Annotated in this window: 42 protein-coding genes; 39 read left to right on the forward strand and 3 right to left on the reverse strand. The window is 56.0% G+C overall.

What is annotated here, in order from left to right; translation table 11 throughout:
• Window positions 1–104 precede the first annotated feature (104 nt).
• On the forward strand, window positions 105–389 hold the full coding sequence (locus tag PYR65_RS29845; protein ID WP_276122650.1) for a hypothetical protein: 285 nt from the start codon (window positions 105–107) through the stop codon (window positions 387–389).
• Window positions 390–412: 23 nt separating this feature from the next.
• Here the strand turns inward: PYR65_RS29845 and PYR65_RS29850 are convergent, their stop codons facing one another.
• On the reverse strand, window positions 413–616 hold the full coding sequence (locus tag PYR65_RS29850; protein WP_276122651.1) for a hypothetical protein: 204 nt from the start codon (window positions 614–616) through the stop codon (window positions 413–415).
• Between the two features lie 288 nt (window positions 617–904).
• Between PYR65_RS29850 and PYR65_RS29855 the strand changes: the two genes are divergently transcribed.
• The 36 genes from PYR65_RS29855 to PYR65_RS30030 all read left to right on the forward strand — a co-directional run bounded on the left by PYR65_RS29855 (window position 905) and on the right by PYR65_RS30030 (window position 14848).
• Window positions 905–1231 carry a hypothetical protein gene (locus tag PYR65_RS29855; RefSeq protein WP_276122652.1) on the forward strand — a complete coding sequence of 109 codons (327 nt, stop codon included), beginning with the start codon at window positions 905–907 and terminating at the stop codon, window positions 1229–1231.
• 31 nt (window positions 1232–1262) lie between these two features.
• Window positions 1263–1637, forward strand: a complete 375-nt coding sequence (locus tag PYR65_RS29860) for a hypothetical protein (RefSeq protein WP_276122653.1) — start codon at window positions 1263–1265, stop codon at window positions 1635–1637.
• Window positions 1618–1863 carry a hypothetical protein gene (locus tag PYR65_RS29865; protein ID WP_276122654.1) on the forward strand — a complete coding sequence of 82 codons (246 nt, stop codon included), beginning with the start codon at window positions 1618–1620 and terminating at the stop codon, window positions 1861–1863. The genes PYR65_RS29860 and PYR65_RS29865 overlap by 20 nt, the downstream gene beginning before the upstream one ends.
• Before the next feature lie 105 nt (window positions 1864–1968).
• Window positions 1969–2523: a hypothetical protein gene (locus PYR65_RS29870; RefSeq protein ID WP_276122655.1), complete on the forward strand. Its 555-nt coding sequence runs from the start codon at window positions 1969–1971 to the stop codon at window positions 2521–2523.
• A 70-nt stretch (window positions 2524–2593) separates the two neighbouring features.
• Window positions 2594–3148 (forward strand): HD domain-containing protein, encoded by a 555-nt coding sequence (locus PYR65_RS29875; protein WP_276122656.1) that lies wholly within the window; start codon window positions 2594–2596, stop codon window positions 3146–3148.
• The gene (locus tag PYR65_RS29880; RefSeq protein WP_276122657.1) at window positions 3138–3359 is read left to right on the forward strand and encodes a hypothetical protein; all 222 of its coding nucleotides are present in this window, start codon (window positions 3138–3140) and stop codon (window positions 3357–3359) included. Before PYR65_RS29875 ends, PYR65_RS29880 begins: the two co-directional genes overlap by 11 nt.
• On the forward strand, window positions 3356–3727 hold the full coding sequence (locus tag PYR65_RS29885) for a hypothetical protein (RefSeq protein ID WP_276122658.1): 372 nt from the start codon (window positions 3356–3358) through the stop codon (window positions 3725–3727). The genes PYR65_RS29880 and PYR65_RS29885 overlap by 4 nt, the downstream gene beginning before the upstream one ends.
• Window positions 3727–3927, forward strand: coding sequence for a hypothetical protein (locus PYR65_RS29890; protein WP_276122659.1), 201 nt, complete (start codon window positions 3727–3729; stop codon window positions 3925–3927). The genes PYR65_RS29885 and PYR65_RS29890 overlap by 1 nt, the downstream gene beginning before the upstream one ends.
• Window positions 3924–4211: a hypothetical protein gene (locus tag PYR65_RS29895; RefSeq protein ID WP_276122660.1), complete on the forward strand. Its 288-nt coding sequence runs from the start codon at window positions 3924–3926 to the stop codon at window positions 4209–4211. Before PYR65_RS29890 ends, PYR65_RS29895 begins: the two co-directional genes overlap by 4 nt.
• Window positions 4212–4225: 14 nt before the next feature.
• Window positions 4226–4561: a DUF3768 domain-containing protein gene (locus tag PYR65_RS29900; RefSeq protein ID WP_276122661.1), complete on the forward strand. Its 336-nt coding sequence runs from the start codon at window positions 4226–4228 to the stop codon at window positions 4559–4561.
• Complete coding sequence (locus PYR65_RS29905; protein ID WP_276122662.1) at window positions 4561–4890, forward strand: hypothetical protein; 330 nt, start codon at window positions 4561–4563, stop codon at window positions 4888–4890. Before PYR65_RS29900 ends, PYR65_RS29905 begins: the two co-directional genes overlap by 1 nt.
• Window positions 4891–4963: 73 nt before the next feature.
• Window positions 4964–5218 carry a hypothetical protein gene (locus tag PYR65_RS29910; protein WP_276122663.1) on the forward strand — a complete coding sequence of 85 codons (255 nt, stop codon included), beginning with the start codon at window positions 4964–4966 and terminating at the stop codon, window positions 5216–5218.
• Between the two features lie 66 nt (window positions 5219–5284).
• Window positions 5285–5497, forward strand: a complete 213-nt coding sequence (locus PYR65_RS29915; RefSeq protein WP_276122664.1) for a hypothetical protein — start codon at window positions 5285–5287, stop codon at window positions 5495–5497.
• Window positions 5497–5757: a hypothetical protein gene (locus tag PYR65_RS29920; protein ID WP_276122666.1), complete on the forward strand. Its 261-nt coding sequence runs from the start codon at window positions 5497–5499 to the stop codon at window positions 5755–5757. Before PYR65_RS29915 ends, PYR65_RS29920 begins: the two co-directional genes overlap by 1 nt.
• Complete coding sequence (locus PYR65_RS29925) at window positions 5754–6041, forward strand: hypothetical protein (protein WP_276122667.1); 288 nt, start codon at window positions 5754–5756, stop codon at window positions 6039–6041. The genes PYR65_RS29920 and PYR65_RS29925 overlap by 4 nt, the downstream gene beginning before the upstream one ends.
• On the forward strand, window positions 6041–6490 hold the full coding sequence (locus tag PYR65_RS29930) for a hypothetical protein (protein ID WP_276122668.1): 450 nt from the start codon (window positions 6041–6043) through the stop codon (window positions 6488–6490). Before PYR65_RS29925 ends, PYR65_RS29930 begins: the two co-directional genes overlap by 1 nt.
• The gene (locus tag PYR65_RS29935; protein ID WP_276122669.1) at window positions 6487–6735 is read left to right on the forward strand and encodes a hypothetical protein; all 249 of its coding nucleotides are present in this window, start codon (window positions 6487–6489) and stop codon (window positions 6733–6735) included. The genes PYR65_RS29930 and PYR65_RS29935 overlap by 4 nt, the downstream gene beginning before the upstream one ends.
• Before the next feature lie 3 nt (window positions 6736–6738).
• Window positions 6739–7128, forward strand: a complete 390-nt coding sequence (locus tag PYR65_RS29940; protein WP_276122670.1) for a hypothetical protein — start codon at window positions 6739–6741, stop codon at window positions 7126–7128.
• Window positions 7125–7640, forward strand: a complete 516-nt coding sequence (locus tag PYR65_RS29945; protein WP_276122671.1) for a hypothetical protein — start codon at window positions 7125–7127, stop codon at window positions 7638–7640. Before PYR65_RS29940 ends, PYR65_RS29945 begins: the two co-directional genes overlap by 4 nt.
• 97 nt (window positions 7641–7737) lie before the next feature.
• Window positions 7738–8028 (forward strand): hypothetical protein, encoded by a 291-nt coding sequence (locus PYR65_RS29950; protein ID WP_276122672.1) that lies wholly within the window; start codon window positions 7738–7740, stop codon window positions 8026–8028.
• Complete coding sequence (locus PYR65_RS29955; protein ID WP_276122673.1) at window positions 8025–8207, forward strand: hypothetical protein; 183 nt, start codon at window positions 8025–8027, stop codon at window positions 8205–8207. Before PYR65_RS29950 ends, PYR65_RS29955 begins: the two co-directional genes overlap by 4 nt.
• Window positions 8207–8683 (forward strand): hypothetical protein, encoded by a 477-nt coding sequence (locus PYR65_RS29960; protein WP_276122674.1) that lies wholly within the window; start codon window positions 8207–8209, stop codon window positions 8681–8683. Before PYR65_RS29955 ends, PYR65_RS29960 begins: the two co-directional genes overlap by 1 nt.
• Window positions 8670–9080: a hypothetical protein gene (locus PYR65_RS29965; protein WP_276122675.1), complete on the forward strand. Its 411-nt coding sequence runs from the start codon at window positions 8670–8672 to the stop codon at window positions 9078–9080. The genes PYR65_RS29960 and PYR65_RS29965 overlap by 14 nt, the downstream gene beginning before the upstream one ends.
• Window positions 9081–9324: 244 nt before the next feature.
• On the forward strand, window positions 9325–9678 hold the full coding sequence (locus PYR65_RS29970) for a hypothetical protein (RefSeq protein ID WP_276122676.1): 354 nt from the start codon (window positions 9325–9327) through the stop codon (window positions 9676–9678).
• Entirely contained in the window at window positions 9678–10091 is a 414-nt protein-coding gene (locus PYR65_RS29975) for a hypothetical protein (protein WP_276122677.1), read from the forward strand. The genes PYR65_RS29970 and PYR65_RS29975 overlap by 1 nt, the downstream gene beginning before the upstream one ends.
• Complete coding sequence (locus PYR65_RS29980) at window positions 10088–10474, forward strand: hypothetical protein (protein ID WP_276122678.1); 387 nt, start codon at window positions 10088–10090, stop codon at window positions 10472–10474. The genes PYR65_RS29975 and PYR65_RS29980 overlap by 4 nt, the downstream gene beginning before the upstream one ends.
• Window positions 10471–10662 carry a hypothetical protein gene (locus PYR65_RS29985; RefSeq protein ID WP_276122679.1) on the forward strand — a complete coding sequence of 64 codons (192 nt, stop codon included), beginning with the start codon at window positions 10471–10473 and terminating at the stop codon, window positions 10660–10662. The genes PYR65_RS29980 and PYR65_RS29985 overlap by 4 nt, the downstream gene beginning before the upstream one ends.
• Window positions 10663–10850: 188 nt before the next feature.
• Window positions 10851–11006, forward strand: a complete 156-nt coding sequence (locus tag PYR65_RS29990) for a hypothetical protein (protein ID WP_276122680.1) — start codon at window positions 10851–10853, stop codon at window positions 11004–11006.
• Entirely contained in the window at window positions 11003–11494 is a 492-nt protein-coding gene (locus PYR65_RS29995) for a hypothetical protein (RefSeq protein ID WP_276122681.1), read from the forward strand. The genes PYR65_RS29990 and PYR65_RS29995 overlap by 4 nt, the downstream gene beginning before the upstream one ends.
• A 337-nt stretch (window positions 11495–11831) precedes the next feature.
• Window positions 11832–12365, forward strand: coding sequence for a hypothetical protein (locus PYR65_RS30000; RefSeq protein WP_276122682.1), 534 nt, complete (start codon window positions 11832–11834; stop codon window positions 12363–12365).
• 80 nt (window positions 12366–12445) lie between these two features.
• Window positions 12446–12874 carry a hypothetical protein gene (locus tag PYR65_RS30005; protein WP_276122683.1) on the forward strand — a complete coding sequence of 143 codons (429 nt, stop codon included), beginning with the start codon at window positions 12446–12448 and terminating at the stop codon, window positions 12872–12874.
• Window positions 12875–12994: 120 nt separating this feature from the next.
• The gene (locus PYR65_RS30010) at window positions 12995–13294 is read left to right on the forward strand and encodes a hypothetical protein (protein ID WP_276122684.1); all 300 of its coding nucleotides are present in this window, start codon (window positions 12995–12997) and stop codon (window positions 13292–13294) included.
• Window positions 13295–13338: 44 nt separating this feature from the next.
• The gene (locus tag PYR65_RS30015; RefSeq protein ID WP_276122719.1) at window positions 13339–14124 is read left to right on the forward strand and encodes an ImuA family protein; all 786 of its coding nucleotides are present in this window, start codon (window positions 13339–13341) and stop codon (window positions 14122–14124) included.
• Complete coding sequence (locus tag PYR65_RS30020; protein ID WP_276122685.1) at window positions 14090–14284, forward strand: hypothetical protein; 195 nt, start codon at window positions 14090–14092, stop codon at window positions 14282–14284. Before PYR65_RS30015 ends, PYR65_RS30020 begins: the two co-directional genes overlap by 35 nt.
• 36 nt (window positions 14285–14320) lie before the next feature.
• The gene (locus tag PYR65_RS30025) at window positions 14321–14578 is read left to right on the forward strand and encodes a hypothetical protein (protein WP_276122686.1); all 258 of its coding nucleotides are present in this window, start codon (window positions 14321–14323) and stop codon (window positions 14576–14578) included.
• A gap of 15 nt (window positions 14579–14593) precedes the next feature.
• On the forward strand, window positions 14594–14848 hold the full coding sequence (locus PYR65_RS30030; protein ID WP_276122687.1) for a hypothetical protein: 255 nt from the start codon (window positions 14594–14596) through the stop codon (window positions 14846–14848).
• On the opposite strand, the gene PYR65_RS30035 is transcribed toward PYR65_RS30030, so the two are convergent.
• Window positions 14849–15283, reverse strand: coding sequence for a Rap1a/Tai family immunity protein (locus PYR65_RS30035; RefSeq protein WP_276122688.1), 435 nt, complete (start codon window positions 15281–15283; stop codon window positions 14849–14851).
• 167 nt (window positions 15284–15450) lie between these two features.
• Between PYR65_RS30035 and PYR65_RS30040 the strand changes: the two genes are divergently transcribed.
• Both PYR65_RS30040 and PYR65_RS30045 read left to right on the forward strand, forming a co-directional pair.
• Window positions 15451–15654, forward strand: a complete 204-nt coding sequence (locus tag PYR65_RS30040) for a hypothetical protein (protein ID WP_276122689.1) — start codon at window positions 15451–15453, stop codon at window positions 15652–15654.
• Between the two features lie 137 nt (window positions 15655–15791).
• Entirely contained in the window at window positions 15792–16022 is a 231-nt protein-coding gene (locus tag PYR65_RS30045) for a hypothetical protein (protein WP_276122690.1), read from the forward strand.
• Window positions 16023–16025: 3 nt separating this feature from the next.
• Here PYR65_RS30045 and PYR65_RS30050 read toward each other — a convergent pair whose 3' ends face one another.
• Entirely contained in the window at window positions 16026–16379 is a 354-nt protein-coding gene (locus PYR65_RS30050; protein WP_276122691.1) for a hypothetical protein, read from the reverse strand.
• Window positions 16380–16654: the final 275 nt, after the last annotated feature.

Genomic DNA, 16654 nt, shown 5'->3' on the forward strand with positions numbered 1-16654 from the left:
CGTATCGTTAAACTTTTTAAATGCCGCCCATTTCCGAGTATAACCACCCGCAATCCTCATGATTTATTGCAATATTACTTCATTAGTCAAAAATGGAGATCGATATGGCTTTGATATACGATGAGAGCGTGCGCGGAAACTTCAGCGGGATTTCCATCAGCCGAATGGATGGCACGAAGGCGTATCTTCGGCACTTCGAAAATAAGTTATATCTAACATTCATCGCGGCCAATGGCACGCGCGATGAGAAGTGGCAGGCGGAGAAAGAACTGAAGATATGTGAGCGGTCGCTGACGTTTTGGGAAAAACATCCTAACTACATTGGCGAGGAGGCTCGGAAGGGTATGGAGAAGCTGAACAAAGACTGGAAGAGTGGGGGCGCCAGGTAGCGCCCCTCTTGCATCACCGCTCGTTATGCGGCTGCCGTGAGGGGTTTGATTTGTATGGCATCCTCTTGAACAGGAAAGGAATTTGCGCCGAAGAACATCATTTCGCGGCTGACGTCATCCAGGTTGGTCGAGGCTTGCGTCTCGTAGCCGGCTTTATCAAAGACCACACCTCTCGACTCGAAGAAGGTTGCGGTGTGAGCCAGGATTGAGGCTTTCAGTGATTGCATTGTGTCTTCGAATACTCGCCGGTGCATCTTAGTTCCCTTTCACTAGGTTATGCTCTTAGGATTACATTCCTAAGCTATTTCGAGCCGTGTGGCAACCCGAGTCTTTGATGTTTGGAAAATCCGCCCCTTTTAGGGCTCACAGTCAAATAAACTATCGGGAATCCGCACACAAGATGAACCGTTAAAAAAATCACGCAACCCGATGTCTAACTCGCTATTTTAACTTAGAGACTAAACAATTTCCGGCGAGATCTTATCCCTAGATTTCGCTATTGAGAGAGGACCAGTATGATCACCGATGCCCTACGAATTATCGAAACCTCTATCGAAGAAGAGCCCACGGCGCGGGCTTTTGTCGTCAATGATGGCGACTGCGGGTTGGTAATCCGTAAGGATGGAACCGTGGAATGTTTTCAACAACAAATTAACACGGCTGCCCTGCAAAAATTGCAAAGCTCGTTGACCTCCGAGGAACAGCAAACGCTGCTCAACGGTCAGCTTCTCATGGCTTTGTCGATTGTCGCACACTCGCCCGAGCTTCAGCAGACAATCCTGAACTTTGCCGTCAATGAAGGGGTAGCTGGGATTCCGGCTGCGAATGCCAATGTCCAATAGCCCCAAGACCCTCGTAGAGCGGATTAACGATATGCCGGCGTCTGAGCGCACCGGCGAACAGATCGTGGCGCTCATCCGTCAATGCGCAATCAAGCGTCCCGATCTGATCGATGAGCTGTTCCCCGGCTGCCGACTGGTGAAAAAGCGAATGACGCCGGCTGAGCGCACGCAGCTTGCCAACAAGGCGTCAGCAGTGGCATCAAAGGCGGCCGCTCTTGAGCGGCACGATCGGATCATGCCGATTATCCAAAGGATCCTTGCCGACAACCCGACGGCCTCGCTCGCCGAAATTAAAACGGTCCTGGACAATAGCGGCGTGACCCCGCTCCGCTCTGCCAAATGGAGCCGAGCCAGCATCAACTTCATTATGACAAAGGCCGGCCTGCGTGCAAAAGATCAATCGTAAACGCCTCGAGTTCGCCTGCAATGCGTTCCTCACAACGATGACGAGGCAATTCTTTGCGCTCAATCCCGACGCAGACGAGTGCCCGGTCAAGGCTTTGGTTGACTACCCCGAAGATCAGCGCAGCGTTCTCATGCGTGCCGTGGGTGCTGCGCTGAAAAGCACTGACGTCGAGAGTGACGCCTCCTTCGACGCCTGGGTCGCACAACAGACACAGCAAGCAGCCTGACCCGATCTTATCCGGTCAGGTTTTCTTTTGGTATGGTCAGTCAATAAATATTGATTGACCACCGGCAAATGAGCCGCTATCAGCAAATCAACAACGGAGACACCAATGGCCCTCAACTTTGACGCCGGTATCATCGGGCAGCTAATCAAGAAAGAGCACGACTGGCTGAGCCAGATCCAGCCGATGATGAACCGCTACGCAGACGAACGCCTGGTCACATATCAGATGCCGGCCAGGCGCCACGGCAAGTCCCAGGCGCCGCCTGTCACAAGATCGACGTTGGCTGGCACCAAACCGACGATCGCAATTCTCGATGAGATGAGCAGGGTCATGAATAGCACCAAGCTTTCCATCGACGAGTTTTCGCGGGTATTGGCGCCTATTTCAGTTCTCGGGCCGGAGCTGGTCTACAAAGATTCGAAATGGCCCGGCAGCCGCGTTGAGGTGTGGCTCGTCGAGGTCGATAAGCGCGACCCGCGCAACCCAAATCCCCAGGCCGGCAAGACTGCCCGCTACGAGGTCCGTGGCGAGCGCGCCGTAGTTGAAACGTTCCGGTCTCTCGAGGAGGCCGATCGCCGCGCCCAGGGTTTGCACCAGATTGCCGTTCGCCAAGTGCAGCAGGAGATGAGGCAGGCCAACCCGAACTTCGGCCGCTTCTAGCCAGAACGATCCTACCGCAATCCTGCACGCGTTATGCGATAAATAAACATTGATTGATCAGGAGGTTACGATGACAGTCTACTCCACCTATGGCGTTGCTCAAATTGCAAAGGCAGAAGCATTCGCAACTGCCGCGCACGAAGCGATCAACCAGCGCCGAAATTACAGCGGCGAGCCCTACATCGTGCATCCGCGCTCCGTCGCCGCTTTCGTTGGAGCGCTGCCCGATCACACCTGGCAGCAGGTTGTCTTGGCATGGCTGCACGATACGGTCGAGGACACCGGCGTTACCCTTCAGACGATCCGCACGCTGTTCGGCCCGGAGATCGCCGACGGCATGTATTTTCTGACGAATGTCGAGAAGTCAGCCGGCAATCGCATGAAGCGCCACGAACTCAACGTCGAGCGGCTCAAGAAGGCGCCTGGCCGGGTCCAGACCGTGAAGCTCGCGGACATTTACGACAACACCAAGAACATCGCCGAGCTGGCGCCGAGTTTCGCACCGGTCTTCTTGCGCGAGAAGGTGGACGTCATGGGCGTGCTGCTGCGCGCCGACAAGACGCTTTGGTCGATGACGATGGATCAGATCGAACGCCAGCAGAAGGAGATTCGCCTTGAAGCCTAAAAAACTTGCAAAGCTGATGCGAAGCTGCACGCGCCATTACCTCAAATGCACCGAATGCGGTCGCGTTGAGGCCATCGAGGTCGTGCCGTTTAGTATCGTCAAGCCTTCCAGAAAGCCGATCTGCGGCTGCGAGGAATATTCGCTGACCCATATCAGCGAGAAAGACGCGATCGACGCCCTGGCGCGGCAGCATGTCGAGGCAGCAGCATGAGCGTCTCGATCATTAGCCTCGCTTGTGGCTGCTTCTTTGCCGGCCGCGAGCTTCATGCGTGCGACAAGCATGAGGACGCCGAAGGCTGGCCGGAAGGCACCAAGGTCACAAAGATCGAAATCGACCTGGTGCAAACCTGCGGCGCCTGTCCCGAACAATACGACGCATTCCGTGACGGCGAGCCCGTCGGCTATCTGCGGCTCCGGCACGGCTACTTCCGTGTCGATTATCCGGAATGCGGCGGGGAGACGATCTTCGACGGCCACCCAGAGGGTGACGGCTGCTTCACGACGGATGAACGCGACGGTTGGCTCGAACAGGCGAAAACCGCGATCGCGGCCCAACTGATCAAGGAAGGAAAGTTCTGATGAAGAAGCTGAAGCACCGGTCGCGCCCGAACCAGAAGAAACAGCGCGAGAAATCGACACAGCGAGTCACCAGCGCGAACCGCGATCAAAAGTGGGGCGACACGCGCAATCGCGTCAACGCTCTTCACAGCGCTTCAATGAGTCTCGCCCTCGCCAGCGTTGTGATGGGGGCTGCGTCAATTCGGGATTGGGCACGATGAACAAGCGCGAATATCTGCTCACCAAGCTAATCGAGGAATGCCTCGAGGTCGCTCAGCGCGCGACGAAGGCGCAGACGTTCGGCATCAATGAGGTCGAACCCGGCCAAAAGCTCGACAATACCGAGCGGCTGAACCTCGAGTGGAACGACCTGCTCGCCACCGTCGAGCTGCTCCACGAGGAAGAAGGCATTTCGCTGTTTGGCGATAGCGAGCTTATCCGGCGCAAGAAGCAGAAGATCCTGCAATTCATGAACTATTCACGCGAACAGGGCTGCCTGGCCTAGCCGAGGAGAGACGGATGACGGAAGAGAAGACAGCCAAGATCCGCGAGCTCAATGACGCGCTGCGCGCCGGCAGAGGCAGCGGCTCGATCATTATCGCGGGTAGCATGGCAAATGCCGACGTCGACGAGATCAGCGCGGCCGCAAAGCAGGTGCAGGAGTTCACTGCTTTCGAGGAAGGCAACGATCCGCACGGCGAGCACGACTTCGGCGCCTTCCAGATTGGCGATCAGAAATATTACTGGAAGATCGACTACTACCGTGACCGCAATATGCTCACCGGCTCGGATGATCCGGCCGATCCCAAGGTTACGCACCGGGTTCTGACGATCTTCTACGCCGAGGATTACTGATGGATCAGGAGGCGGTTCTCGAGGAGCGCCGGTGTGATCGCTATGTCGGCTTCCTAGTCGAAACGGAAGAATGGGAAGGTCTCGGCACGACGGATGATGGCGAAGCTGTCTCGATTAGAGAGCGAAGGTGGACCTGGCGCGTAACCGACCTTCTCACTGGCGCGACGACGGAAGGACCGATCCCTGACGGGCCGTATGAGGAAGTGGTCGAGCACTTCGACCGCACCTGGTTGATGTTCGCCGACAGCCCTTACCGCCCGCCCGTGCCCGAGAAACCTGTCATTCCGGCCAGTCCATACGCCAGCCACCCGAACTACGGGCGGTTTTGATACCGAACGATCCCGACAGTATCCCTGACGCTATCGTGCAATAACTAAATAGAAACAACAGCATGAGGAATCAATGAACGCTTTGAATTGCTTGCCGAAGAAGACGCGCCGAGTTCTCGAGGAGCTCGGTGACTGCTGGCGCCTAGACGAGGGCGCAAAGCACATTCGGATTTTCGTCAACGAGACGATGGCAGGCATTGTGCCAAAGAAGGTCCGAGGCGACGGCGGAATGCCCGGCCGTTCGGAACTCAACGTGATCGCCCAGATCCGTCGTGCGGCTCGGGGTGATGTCAGCAACCGGCGTGCTGTTCTCGCACCTGCCACATAAATCCACCCGCAATCCACAACGCAATGTGCGAACGTTAGTAAGTCAATATTGACTTAGGAGAAGAAAATGACCAAGACAGTTCCATCGATACCCAAGCACATCGTCGTCATCGACCTCAACAAGCAACGTCCGGACGGCCAGTGGGAACACGCTGGCTACACGATGCATGAAGCTGCGCAGCTTGCTGTTGATGACGGCTCAGATCGCGCATGGGAATGGTTCAAGGCCTGGTTTGGCGGAAACCTCACCCAGGCCGGCACGACACCGGAGAAATGGTAATGACTGCCGCTGCTCACATTTTCACGCAAATTGCCCAGGACGCTGTTCGTCACGGTGAGGAGGGTAATGAGGGGCCACTGGAATGTCGCCTCAATATTACACTCCTCAGCGGCAAGACCATCACGGGTTTTGAGCTGTTGAAGCTTCACAGCGATAATCACCTCGCGCACGGCTTTATCGGCGCGCCCGAGGGGCAGCCGCGAGAAATGTGGATTGTTCTCTCGCAGATCTCCCACGTCGAAGTGGAATGGCTGCAATGATCAAGTGGCACGTCCAGCACGACGACGAGGTTTGGGCCGGTAGCGTTTCGCTTGGCGCAGCCAAGGACGAACAGCAGGCGCATGAGATCGTCGCGTTTCAAAACGCCGCTGTCGAACGCCTGAAGACAGCACCGGACGCCGGCGACCTGCTTCGCGCTTTCGACAATCTGACGTCCTGGCTGCTCGATTCCACCGAGACCGTGTTCGAGGAAGAACCGGATATCGACGAGGCGCGCTCGGCCATCTGGGAGAAGATTGAGGAACTCGAAAGGAAGGTGGCTTGATGGGCGCGATCGGCAGACTGACACGCAAGATCGAAAAACGAAACCGCGGCTTCAATCGCGTAAACCGCGTGTTTGACGCGGCTCGCGCGGACAGCCGCAATGTTGAGCTGGAACCGCGCCCTATTACAGGCTTCTACGCCGGCATGACCGAGGAGCAACAGCTCGAGGTCGTCACCGTGGGCGAAATCCAGCCGTCGCATCCCAGCCGCTATGAGAGCCACGGCTTAAAGTTTAAGGGGCGGGTCTTCAACGGCGAGTGCAATCGCGGCGCCTGCGACAACCGAAACGCGGTCTACTACAACGCCGGCACCTATTCCTATTACTGCCCACCCTGCGGTCAGGCCATCAATGGCGCCAGCCAGGGCCGCGGCACGCCGCTCTGCGCCCGCGTCTCGGAGAACCTGACGCACGAACGCATGAACGAGCTGGCGCGGGAGCAATACGCATGAGCGCGCCTTGCATCCAAAGCGTCTACCGCGGCGATCAGCGCGATCAAACCCATGTCTTCGAGTTATATAAGTCGCCGGAGGGCTACCACGTTGACATAGTTCGTCTTCCAGAACTGTCATTGGTGCAGCGCATTGGTCTTGAAGTTCAGGACGAAGCAGACGCTTACAAAGAGCAATGGCGCCTGCAGAAGGAATGGGTGGATACGGCTCTTTACGCTGACAATCCAAACTTCGGAAGGTTCTAACTGATGAGAAAACTCACCAAGAGTCTTCTCCTCGATCTGCACAAGTCGATTGCGACGAACGGTCAGCGCGGCGAGTTCAGCAATGATCGTTGGACGCTCACCTGGCGCTTTGGCACCCGTCGGATCGAGAATGCAGCGCGCGAAGGCGTCTTCTCGATCCACAACATCACGCTTGCCGGCCAGTCCCGCGGTCAAGGCTATCTCACAGAGCTCCTGCGCCATATAGACGAGTGCCCGCATCTGGGCGGCCGGCGTTTCGGCTGGGTCTACCTCGAGCAGGTGAACTTCCGGCTGGCCGGGCACCTCGGCCGAGAGCTGCAATACAAAGCCGACCACGGCCTGGTCATCGACTGCTGGCGCCAGGTCACAGGGCAGTTGGAGATGAAACTATGAATACGCCCGACTACGACAAGAACGCGCTCACACTAAAAGAGCAGACCTCGGAGTATGCGCTTTTCATCACGAGGCGGAATCCAAACTTTGGCTCGATCAGCCGGTTCATCGACGGTGATTGGGAGCATTTCGACGCCGGTGAAATTGAGGAAATGGACGCGATATTCGGGCGCGTGACCGGTAAGCCAGTTGTGGAGGGTGGCATTGGCTATGTCGAGTTCGACAGGCTGTTTCCCCACGGCGAATGGACAAACGATGAGAGCAACTTCGAGGTTTGCGGCATCACCTATGGTCTTTGGCGCCAACAAAACGTTCGGTCGCCAGACCAGCCCGCAGCCAGCGTATCCAGTTGGATTGACGATGATGGCGACTTTCACTGGAAGGTGGAAGCACGCGGCCGGCTGTCCGTGGTGAAGAAAGGATACGACGCCTTCAGAGCCGCAAACGAGCCGGCGCCAGCTCCTAAGCCGGCCAGCCCTTACGTCTCGCACCCGAATTTCGGGCGCTTCTGACTATCTATTTAGGCAGTGAAAACAACCGCTTGCTGCCTACCGTAATCCTCGATTTCGCTTGCTATGATTAAACATAGTCAACGAAAGGAAATACAAAATGCGCACTTTGGAACAGTTGTTAAAGCACTGCGAAGCCAGCGGTCTCACCATGATCTGCGCCTATGAAGACAAGGAAGAGGCAGATTATGAGGGCACGAGCGCAGCTGAAGCCAAGGATGCGCTTGAGGCGTGCGACGAAATGCACGTCTGGATCGTCGATGAGCGCAAGAAGCACTGGGGTTACGCCTTCATCGTCAATGACGCAAATGGCGATCCGGAAGAGCAGATTGCCGACCATTCCACTAACGACCGGCTCGACGCCTGGATGAACGAAGGAGAAGCCGCATGAGCACCGACTGCAACCAGATCGCCAACAGGATCCTCGGCACAATCGAGGCGATGCAGGACTACGACACGCCGGATGCGATCATCATCGATCAGCTTACCTTGGACGCCAATAAGCCCAACACCTTCACCTGCGAACACGCCGGCAAGGCATATCGCGTCATCGTCGAGGAGATCGCCTGATGAGAACCGACGAGCAGATCGTCATGGAAACAAACGACCTGGCGCGATTGTTGCTCTCGGAGCTCGTCGGCACGGGCTATGAGGCGCCCGAGGGGCACAAGTTTTGGAAGGCAAGCGATCCGCGCTCGCAAAAGGCTTGGAACGCCGCTGTGAAGGTGATGGAGCTCGTAACTAAGACCGAGGTCGAGGACGCGCTCAGCAACTACCTGGCTGAACAGGACAAGCCGCGGCGCTACAAATCACCCACCGGCGCGCAGGTCATTGGCGTGTGCGAGCATGTTCTCGTCACGGCATGGGTTAGCGGCTTCAAGAGCGACGGCACGCCCCAGTATGCAGGGGACAGCAAGGTCCACTGGGACACGCAGAAGCCGCTCGCCGACGAAGACGGCGAGACCACCTATGAAGACGAGAATGGCGATTCTTGGAACTGGAATCAACTTTCGCCGATCGAGGAGATCACCGATGGAGCCGAATGAACTCTGGAAAGGTTTGAAGCTCGATCCGGAACTGCAACCGTTCATTCTCTTGTCCGGCGCCGACGTCAGCGAGCTGACTGAGCTCGCCATGTGCGCGGATAAACCTGCTGACTGGCTGATCGAGGAGCTGCACAAGCGCGCTAGGAAAAAGCGCGATCTAAAGGCGTTCTACAAGACCAAGCGCATGAAGCAAGACGCGGACAGGATCAGCAATCCCAGCTCCTGGCCGGTTTCGCGCCTGCCGCTCAAGACGCAGCCGTGGCAGAACGAGGATGGCAAGTCCATGCGCTTCGCCCACGGCTACAATAAGGACTACCTGATCGTTCATACCGTCGAAGGCAAGACCATCGTCTACGACACGATCGAGGAGCTGGTCGAAATGTGGAGCGTGGACTGATGAGGGACTTTCGCATTGGCTGGCCTCTTCTTGGCAGCGTCGATGACCTAGCGTGGGCAGGTCCTGGTGACGCGCTGTTCTTGAACGTCATCGAGCTCCCGCACGGCAGGCTACAGTATGCCGTCGCTTGCGCTAATCGGCGGATTGCAGAGCGCGATGCACTTGATCATCGCGCAGTCGGTCGCCGAGTTCCTTATCGCATCCGCATCATTCCAAAGGCTTGGATCCAGGAGACATTGCCAGCATGAAGATCGTTGACCGCAAAACCTTTCTCACCTTGCCTGCCGGCGCTGTCTATTGCCAGGCCTCTCAGCCTTACGGCTGGGATGACATTCGCATCAAGAGCGACACCGCATTTACCGAAGGCACCGGCGACTGGTATGAAACCTCGCTGACCAACATCGAGGCATCCGGCTCGGATGAGCTCTTTGATCGCTGGGACGATATGAAGAACAACGGCGTTTCCTATCCGCTCGATATCGAGACCGTGGGTCGTGACGGCCTGTTTCAATCGCAGGCCATTTTCTTGGTCTACGAGAAAGAAGACTTGGCGAAACTCCGCGACTTCTTCGTCAAAGCTGTCTCGGAGTGCAAGTGATGCCCCAGGGTGGACGCTACATTTGCTGCGACCGGTGCAAGGAGAGCACCTTTTCGCTCAATCTACCGTGGAACCAGGACGGACGGACGAAACAGGCTGCCCGTGAGGCCGGCTGGAAGGTCGAACACGATCCGAGCAGCAACACCGGCGAGGACGTGTGTCCGACCTGCCTTGGGCCGACGATCTACGACGAGTTCGATGATTGCGTCTGGCACGGCTCCTACTGCGACAGCAAGAAGGCTCACGCCGCGATCATGGCGCTGGTCGCGGAGCACAATCTGGGCTTTCTGCACAATCCGGGCGGCGGGCAGTTCACCCGCATCAACGATAAAGGCGTCAGAGATTTCAACTGCCAGATCACGCTCTGCGACGAGGTGTTGGATCTCAACACGTTGAGAAAGGCATTGGCATGACGCAACTCATCCTCACTCCCGATGCTCAGGCAGACGAGAAGGAGGTCTTCGACTTCACCGCGCCGGAAGACGTGCTGATCGAGGTTGTCATGCACGATCCACGCGGCCCTAAGCACCAGTGGAAGAACTTCAGCATCGAGGTTTGCACCGTGATCGCCGGCAAGGACGGTGTGACGGGCGCGGCCAACTACGAGCTATCCTACGGCGGATTCCTCGACTACACCATCCAGGGTCTGATCCAGCCGCCTGGTAAGGGTTGGTTCGTGGTTCACGGCATCACTGCGGATTACCATCGCGGCGACGGCTGGATGACGGACGACTGCATGAATTTCTACCACCAAGGCGTCCGACCGGCGACCCAAGAGGAGATTAACCAGGCATGAGCGCACTCAACGCCAAGATCAAACCCTATGTCGATGAACTGGATGAGGCAGTGGAAGCTGGCGATGCCACGGCCATACGCATTCGCAAGCTCTACATTGCGCATGTCGCCGACCCGTCCGACTTAGAGGCGCCTGCGCTGTGTGACGCGGCACTTGACGAGTGGCTGAAAGCTCGCACCAAGCACTAAAGGACCGTGTCCTTGGAGCGGTTTAACCATTTATTAACCATAAAAGCGCCCCGCGTGTCGAGGTTAAATAACGTCCGATAATGTTGCATTATCGGACGTATTTAATTCAGGGGTGTAAAGGGGAGAATTGCACTCCGCGAGGCGCCAAAGTTGTGATAATCAACCTACGATGCAGTAGGAAACAGGCAATGAGCGAAAAGAAAATCACGATCAAGAAGCCAGTGGCGAAGCCGGGCCGCGAGACGGCCTCTGGTATTGTAATAAAGGCCTACGGGTCGGATCTAAGACAAGGCTTCGCTAACCTGGCCGCAAAACCTGACCCGTCGAAAGAAACCAAAAAATGATTGAGGTTTTGATTGCGACGATTCACGCAACAATCCCCTATTATATCGACAAGTGGTTCCTGAATGACGGTTCAAGTTGGGCCGATTGGATTTCCACCGGCGCCAATGTTTTGATGGCACTGTCAGCGGTTTACGCTGCATGGTTCGGGATACAGCAGTATCGGCATTCCGTCGGTCTCGCCGAAATCGAGACACTGAGAAAACTCTCGGATGACATGGAGCAAATTCACGAACTGGTAGGCGCCGAAAATCAGACCCATCACGCCCATAGGATGTTTCTCAACAAAAGCGAACTCTATGCGGCCGCCCTTGAGAAGAACTACCTTTCCGATCTGGGAGCCGAATTTGCAAAGGGGTGGCTGGATGGCGATCTTGTCGCGTTATCGACTGATGAGCCATTCGCAACCATGCTTAAACGCCCAAAGTCATACCAATACGTGAACAGATATCTCGCTAAGAAGAGAGACTTAAATTTGCGTGACGCCTGAAATTACCAGCCGACAGCCAAGCAAATAGTCGCTATAAATTAGAGGTTCGAGAGCGAAAGCAGCGTGCGTCGTGCCAGCCGGCGCGTCGGTGAGGATAGGCCGCACCGACACAGGCGAGTGGCCTCGCTCTCGAAAACGGAGGTGATCTATGTGGTATCTGCCATTTAGCATCACGCTGACGCTAAGGAAAAACCGGACAGGCTGGCAAGCCACTGTCCGGTTCCAATTCCTAGCTTAGCAGTAAAGCGGAGGGTGGAGTGTCCAGCTCCACCCTCTACTCCGGTCAAGATAAACTTAACACGCCAATTTTTCAAGTCTGCTCGATCAGGATCCTCAAGTGCCTAATCCGTTTACCGTTGAAATCGCCGAGGTGCTCGAATGCAGGGTATGCAAAGAAGTTTTCCCTATTAATGTGACCGACTGCCCGAAATGCGGCGAGTGGCATCACCGGCTCACCTTCGAAGATTTTTATGCGCAGCTTGAAACCATGCGGATCATGGATGCTCGCCTTGGTGGTCTGGTCCTGGGGCGTCCGGGCCCGGAAGACGATATTCCCATGTATGCCTACGCGACAGATGGTATCTTTGAAACTTGGGGCTTGATGCAGGGCGGCGAATACATTCTTTCACATGAAGCGACCAAAAGGCATGGGCCGCTTTTAGAAGAAATAAACAGCGAAAAAGGCGCAGTGTCGGAGCTTAAATTTCCTTCTACGCCCATCACCACGATTAACACCAATTTGATGCCGCTTTTCTCTGGACTTTGGATCCGTGGCAAGCAGTTCATCGTCAATCGCTTTGCCACGGCGGCGAACCTTGAGCTGCTGGAAAAACTGAACTTTGAGGCCAGTCCGGACGCCTTCAAGGACTAATATCCCTCGCGCTGCCGACCGCAACCCTCGATGGCTCTTGCTACTGTCATCTTGTCAGCAACGAACAAGAGAGCACAGCGATGATCCATCATCCGCAGATTACAATTCAGAACAGCACTGAAAGGCACGGCGACGGCTTTTTCCGCATAAAAATGGCAATTCCAGGTGAAATTGCTGAGCTGATAGGCTTGGCTTGCCAGGATGCTCGCAGTTCCATGTTTCATGGCATTTCCGCGATCGCCGGCGAGACGATGGATGTTCACGACTTTGAATTTGATGCGAACGGCCTTCTTTGGGCGGATACGCGCATTGGTGAAATTCTCACCGGCGTTTCGCGCAACGATGATGGCTCCTTTGAGCTGAGCCTGGTTTGCGAAAAGATCCCCGAAGGTGATGATCGCTATGACTGGCACGGCTTCGAGCAGAAGATGAAGGGCAATTTGCCGGACAACTTCTGGATTGAGCCTGCAAACCTCATCCGCAAACTCATCGCCGCGACGAAGCACTGATCAGTTAGGCGCTTCACGGCGCCTCTCTGGCCGGTCGATCCCATGGATACCCGCGCTTTTCACCTTGCACGCCCATACCGGGGCTTCTATTCGACCTCATAGCAACAAACAGAGGTCAACATGAAAGCCCGCATCGCAACCGGTCTACTATTCCTCACCCTGGTGCCGGCAGCCCAGGCAGCCGAAATCGAATATACCGACGACACCCCTGCCCGCGCGATCGCCATTGTTCCGGAAGACGGCTTCAGCCCAATCTCTGTCACCACGACCGTTTTCACGATGGCGCAGTGCCGCGAAGTGCTGAAGACCAACGCCGAGGATCTGAAGAAGGAAGGTGCGATTGCGATCATGTGCCTGCCGGCTGACATGCGGGCCGAGGGTAGCATCGAGGATCTGCCCTATGTTAACCTCACCAAGTAACAAGTGACTTGACTCTCGTGGGACTATGTTCCTATTTTGTTCTCATGAGACCGCTTGTAGACCCACGTTTGATCGAGGCGCTCCGCGAGCAGGTGGAGCAGATAGAAGGCACCAAGGCGCGCAGACGCCGTGTGCTGCCGTTCGGTGTGCCCGCGATTGACGGCACCCTCCCCGACGGTGGCCTGGCGCTCAACAGCACGCACGAGTTCGCAGGAGGAGGCGCTGGGACCGTTATGCCGGCCGCTCCTACGCTCTTTGTCGCTGGTATCGCCGCGCGCACCAAAGGCCCGGTTCTGTGGATTCTGGAAAAGAACGATATCTATGCCCCTGCCCTAACCCAGGCAGGCCTTCACCACAACCGCGTGATATATGTCGAGTGCAACAGCCCCGAGGATGTGCTTACATCGGCCGAGGATGCTCTAAGACACGGTGGGCTGGGCGCAGTGATACTTGAGGTGCCAAAACTCGACATGACAGCCTCCCGGCGCTTACAGCTCGTCGCAGAGAAAAGCGGCACGCCTGGTCTGATCATTCGCAAATGGCGACGGCTAGAAAATGCCAGGGATTTCGGCAATCCGACTGCCAGTCTGACCAAGTGGCGCATATCGCCACTACCATCAGCGCCGCTCCCCGTCCCTGGCGTAGGCCAGCATCGATGGCTGGTTGAGTTGATGCGAGCCAGGCAAGGCACGGGTGCCGACTGGGAAATTGAAGCGTGTGACAGTAAGGGTAAAATGGAGTTGGTGCGCCATGATAGCAGCCGAGGATATGACGATCGATACGAGGATCTACCAGTTGTTGATCCATCAAAATGGCGAGATACTGGTTGAGGGCACTTTTACCGAGGAGGAGGTCGAGGCGCACATTCAGAGAAGCGGCCCGGCCAGCCTTGAGCCCAAGCGGATCGTGATGCTTGCGGTGCTCAACCAGGGCCATCACTCGGTCGCGGGCTGGAACATCGTCCTGCACCGGGTCTACCGGAACATTTAGGCTCGGCTAAAGTTCTCTGGCAACAGGAGAAAACTCATGGAAGTCGAAGCACCTCGTTACCCGCCAAGCCACCCGGATCGTGACTTGGAATGTCAAGAAACGCTAGACAGCGTGATGCGGGATATCCTCGACCAGGCAAACCAGAAAGGTTGGGGCACGGTCGAGATCATGAATGGCATGGAGATAGTTCTCAAACACTTGCGGCTAGCCTATGCTGAAGATCCTGATCCAGAGGAAGACCCGGAGCTTGAAGACCTGATCGACAAGGCTCTCGACCAATCTAGCGACGCCTAAAATAGAAGAGGTAACATGACGTTCTACGCTTGGACAATCAGTGTTCCACCCTTGGCCGATATTGCCAGGGTCACAGAGCTGAAAGACCTCGAGGAGACGCTGCGCGCGCTCAACCTACCCGGCACAGCACCCGCCGACTGGATCATTCATAGCGCCCAGATGGACGAGAACCAAGGTCGGGCTGAATACATTCACGATGAGAACGGATCGAACGAGTGGAGCCTCACCTGGACGAAGCTCGGCGAAGACGCACCTCCTCTGGCCGGCTGATTACATCGAGCAGGGAAACTCCTGGCGGGCCGCCTCGAGCACCATGAGATAAGCCGGAGCTACTGCAGCGACATCTTCCGGCACACCCGGCGCCGCGCTCATGTTCACGATCTTTGTGGCGAGCTTCATCGCCACGTCGCCTGCATCCATCTCAGGCGGCAGGCAGAACTGAATATTTTTGACCTGGCCCTTCGACAGCATCGGCTGCAGCGTCATGGAGTCCAGGATGCCCAAGATCGCACCATAACACCGTCCAGCCGCATAGATGCCATCGTTCGTGATCGTAGCCCCTTCCCTGCCGTAAGCATCCATGGACTGGCACGCCTCTTTCAGCGCCGGCGCTTTGATGAAATACGAATAGCCATTGCCCTGAATAGCGACGGCGTCGGTTGCGATGAGGCCAGCAAGGGCCATAGACAGCATGGTGATCTTCATAAGCGCTTGAATAAGATAGACGGGAATCCTCCGTCAAGCGCAACCTTGCGTCACCCACATCGCAATTCCATCCATTTACCTACTCTAGCGATCTTGGCAGACAAATTGGCAGTTCCTATCTCCAAATAGCAGCAGTCCGCTGCGTCTTGAAGAACAGGAGAAATTTCATGAGTAACGCGACCCAGGATACAGGTGATCTGCCGATCGCTGTGCAAGATCACGCCATTCACCTCGCCAAGTTTCTGACTGAGAAAACCGATAAGCTCGGCCTCAAACAATCAGAGCAGCTAATTTACGGCAGCTTTGTCACGCCGGAAGGTAAAGAGCGGAAATACGAGGTGACGATCAAGGATCTCGGCTTCTCTGCATAGCATCGTGCTTGCCGGTTCGATCCATAAAGGAGCCAGCCGCGGCTCCTTTCTTTTCAAATTCGCCATGGCGCCACATCTCGACAAGATTCTCCGTCGGCGCTAACTCTTTCGGCAACCCGGACGAAAGAGGAACCACCATGATCACTGCACCAAAACAGCTCACGCCCTACACCGACAAAGACCAGGACTGCCTCAAAGCCATGGCATCGACCTTTAACCAGGTCTTACACCTCGCCGAGCAATACGGCTGGACACGCCAAGAGGCAGCGGCCGCAATCCAAGAGCTCGCATATCAGCACCTCGCGGCAGAGGAAGAGACCCGGCTCACCACGATCTCATCGGCCGTAACCAGCCACGCCAGACATTGACACTCAAGGGCAGGGAAAGACCTCAGCGAGCGCATCGAGCAAAGCGACGCCATACATGCCGGCCGGCCAAGTTCCTTTTACCGGATTCTTTTCCGCGTATCGCACTAGGATAACCCGGAGCTGATCGGACGTTAAAAGCAACGAGCCGGAGGTGCAGTAGAGCTTCGTTTTACCCTCGCGTTCCATTTGAATGTTGGCAACCTGCAAGCCTTCAGCCGCGCCTTCAATTCTCAGTAAAAACCGCTCTTCGTTCTCTGCTCGCCTGGCGAACTCAACGACGGTCAACTCTTGAGCCAACACGCTTGTTGCCATAAGGAACGGCAGACCCACACCCGCTACAATTCGCCCCAATCGCATGACAGCTCCCAGGCCATGATTTCCCCAAGGCGGGTTATACAAGGCGCAAGCTGTAGTAGTCCAGTGCCACTCAGGCAACCTTGCATTAGCACATCCTCATGTTGACAGCTTGTCAACATAAAACGAGGCCTTTTGTCTAATGCGCATCCCCACAAGGCTTTTGATGTTGACGTAAGTTTACACTACGTTGACAAACTGACCTCCCAATTAAAATTTTCCCCGCTGTCAACATGCTGAAGCAGCTCTTCCAGGCTTAGCTAAAACTCTCGTAAAAG

It is taken from the genome of Pararhizobium qamdonense (genome assembly GCF_029277445.1).
GTDB lineage: Bacteria > Pseudomonadota > Alphaproteobacteria > Rhizobiales > Rhizobiaceae > Pararhizobium > Pararhizobium qamdonense.

Bases quoted from the DNA above. Each gene is read 5' to 3' on its own strand.
- PYR65_RS29925 (WP_276122667.1), top strand. From the start codon at position 5,754: ATGATCAAGTGGCACGTCCAGCACGACGACGAGGTTTGGGCCGGTAGC.
- PYR65_RS29850 (WP_276122651.1), bottom strand. From the start codon at position 616: ATGCAATCACTGAAAGCCTCAATCCTGGCTCACACCGCAACCTTCTTC.
- PYR65_RS29910 (WP_276122663.1), top strand. From the start codon at position 4,964: ATGAACGCTTTGAATTGCTTGCCGAAGAAGACGCGCCGAGTTCTCGAG.
- PYR65_RS30040 (WP_276122689.1), top strand. From the start codon at position 15,451: ATGAGTAACGCGACCCAGGATACAGGTGATCTGCCGATCGCTGTGCAA.
- PYR65_RS29990 (WP_276122680.1), top strand. From the start codon at position 10,851: ATGAGCGAAAAGAAAATCACGATCAAGAAGCCAGTGGCGAAGCCGGGC.
- PYR65_RS29855 (WP_276122652.1), top strand. From the start codon at position 905: ATGATCACCGATGCCCTACGAATTATCGAAACCTCTATCGAAGAAGAG.
- PYR65_RS30045 (WP_276122690.1), top strand. From the start codon at position 15,792: ATGATCACTGCACCAAAACAGCTCACGCCCTACACCGACAAAGACCAG.
- PYR65_RS30015 (WP_276122719.1), top strand. From the start codon at position 13,339: ATGAGACCGCTTGTAGACCCACGTTTGATCGAGGCGCTCCGCGAGCAG.
- PYR65_RS29970 (WP_276122676.1), top strand. From the start codon at position 9,325: ATGAAGATCGTTGACCGCAAAACCTTTCTCACCTTGCCTGCCGGCGCT.
- PYR65_RS29870 (WP_276122655.1), top strand. From the start codon at position 1,969: ATGGCCCTCAACTTTGACGCCGGTATCATCGGGCAGCTAATCAAGAAA.
- PYR65_RS29940 (WP_276122670.1), top strand. From the start codon at position 6,739: ATGAGAAAACTCACCAAGAGTCTTCTCCTCGATCTGCACAAGTCGATT.
- PYR65_RS30010 (WP_276122684.1), top strand. From the start codon at position 12,995: ATGAAAGCCCGCATCGCAACCGGTCTACTATTCCTCACCCTGGTGCCG.
- PYR65_RS29875 (WP_276122656.1), top strand. From the start codon at position 2,594: ATGACAGTCTACTCCACCTATGGCGTTGCTCAAATTGCAAAGGCAGAA.
- PYR65_RS29895 (WP_276122660.1), top strand. From the start codon at position 3,924: ATGAACAAGCGCGAATATCTGCTCACCAAGCTAATCGAGGAATGCCTC.
- PYR65_RS29950 (WP_276122672.1), top strand. From the start codon at position 7,738: ATGCGCACTTTGGAACAGTTGTTAAAGCACTGCGAAGCCAGCGGTCTC.
- PYR65_RS29900 (WP_276122661.1), top strand. From the start codon at position 4,226: ATGACGGAAGAGAAGACAGCCAAGATCCGCGAGCTCAATGACGCGCTG.
- PYR65_RS29935 (WP_276122669.1), top strand. From the start codon at position 6,487: ATGAGCGCGCCTTGCATCCAAAGCGTCTACCGCGGCGATCAGCGCGAT.
- PYR65_RS30050 (WP_276122691.1), bottom strand. From the start codon at position 16,379: ATGCGATTGGGGCGAATTGTAGCGGGTGTGGGTCTGCCGTTCCTTATG.
- PYR65_RS29905 (WP_276122662.1), top strand. From the start codon at position 4,561: ATGGATCAGGAGGCGGTTCTCGAGGAGCGCCGGTGTGATCGCTATGTC.
- PYR65_RS30005 (WP_276122683.1), top strand. From the start codon at position 12,446: ATGATCCATCATCCGCAGATTACAATTCAGAACAGCACTGAAAGGCAC.
- PYR65_RS29965 (WP_276122675.1), top strand. From the start codon at position 8,670: ATGGAGCCGAATGAACTCTGGAAAGGTTTGAAGCTCGATCCGGAACTG.
- PYR65_RS29915 (WP_276122664.1), top strand. From the start codon at position 5,285: ATGACCAAGACAGTTCCATCGATACCCAAGCACATCGTCGTCATCGAC.
- PYR65_RS29890 (WP_276122659.1), top strand. From the start codon at position 3,727: ATGAAGAAGCTGAAGCACCGGTCGCGCCCGAACCAGAAGAAACAGCGC.
- PYR65_RS29980 (WP_276122678.1), top strand. From the start codon at position 10,088: ATGACGCAACTCATCCTCACTCCCGATGCTCAGGCAGACGAGAAGGAG.
- PYR65_RS29920 (WP_276122666.1), top strand. From the start codon at position 5,497: ATGACTGCCGCTGCTCACATTTTCACGCAAATTGCCCAGGACGCTGTT.
- PYR65_RS30035 (WP_276122688.1), bottom strand. From the start codon at position 15,283: ATGAAGATCACCATGCTGTCTATGGCCCTTGCTGGCCTCATCGCAACC.
- PYR65_RS30025 (WP_276122686.1), top strand. From the start codon at position 14,321: ATGGAAGTCGAAGCACCTCGTTACCCGCCAAGCCACCCGGATCGTGAC.
- PYR65_RS29975 (WP_276122677.1), top strand. From the start codon at position 9,678: ATGCCCCAGGGTGGACGCTACATTTGCTGCGACCGGTGCAAGGAGAGC.
- PYR65_RS29985 (WP_276122679.1), top strand. From the start codon at position 10,471: ATGAGCGCACTCAACGCCAAGATCAAACCCTATGTCGATGAACTGGAT.
- PYR65_RS29885 (WP_276122658.1), top strand. From the start codon at position 3,356: ATGAGCGTCTCGATCATTAGCCTCGCTTGTGGCTGCTTCTTTGCCGGC.
- PYR65_RS29845 (WP_276122650.1), top strand. From the start codon at position 105: ATGGCTTTGATATACGATGAGAGCGTGCGCGGAAACTTCAGCGGGATT.
- PYR65_RS29860 (WP_276122653.1), top strand. From the start codon at position 1,263: ATGCCGGCGTCTGAGCGCACCGGCGAACAGATCGTGGCGCTCATCCGT.
- PYR65_RS29955 (WP_276122673.1), top strand. From the start codon at position 8,025: ATGAGCACCGACTGCAACCAGATCGCCAACAGGATCCTCGGCACAATC.
- PYR65_RS29945 (WP_276122671.1), top strand. From the start codon at position 7,125: ATGAATACGCCCGACTACGACAAGAACGCGCTCACACTAAAAGAGCAG.
- PYR65_RS29995 (WP_276122681.1), top strand. From the start codon at position 11,003: ATGATTGAGGTTTTGATTGCGACGATTCACGCAACAATCCCCTATTAT.
- PYR65_RS30030 (WP_276122687.1), top strand. From the start codon at position 14,594: ATGACGTTCTACGCTTGGACAATCAGTGTTCCACCCTTGGCCGATATT.
- PYR65_RS29960 (WP_276122674.1), top strand. From the start codon at position 8,207: ATGAGAACCGACGAGCAGATCGTCATGGAAACAAACGACCTGGCGCGA.
- PYR65_RS29930 (WP_276122668.1), top strand. From the start codon at position 6,041: ATGGGCGCGATCGGCAGACTGACACGCAAGATCGAAAAACGAAACCGC.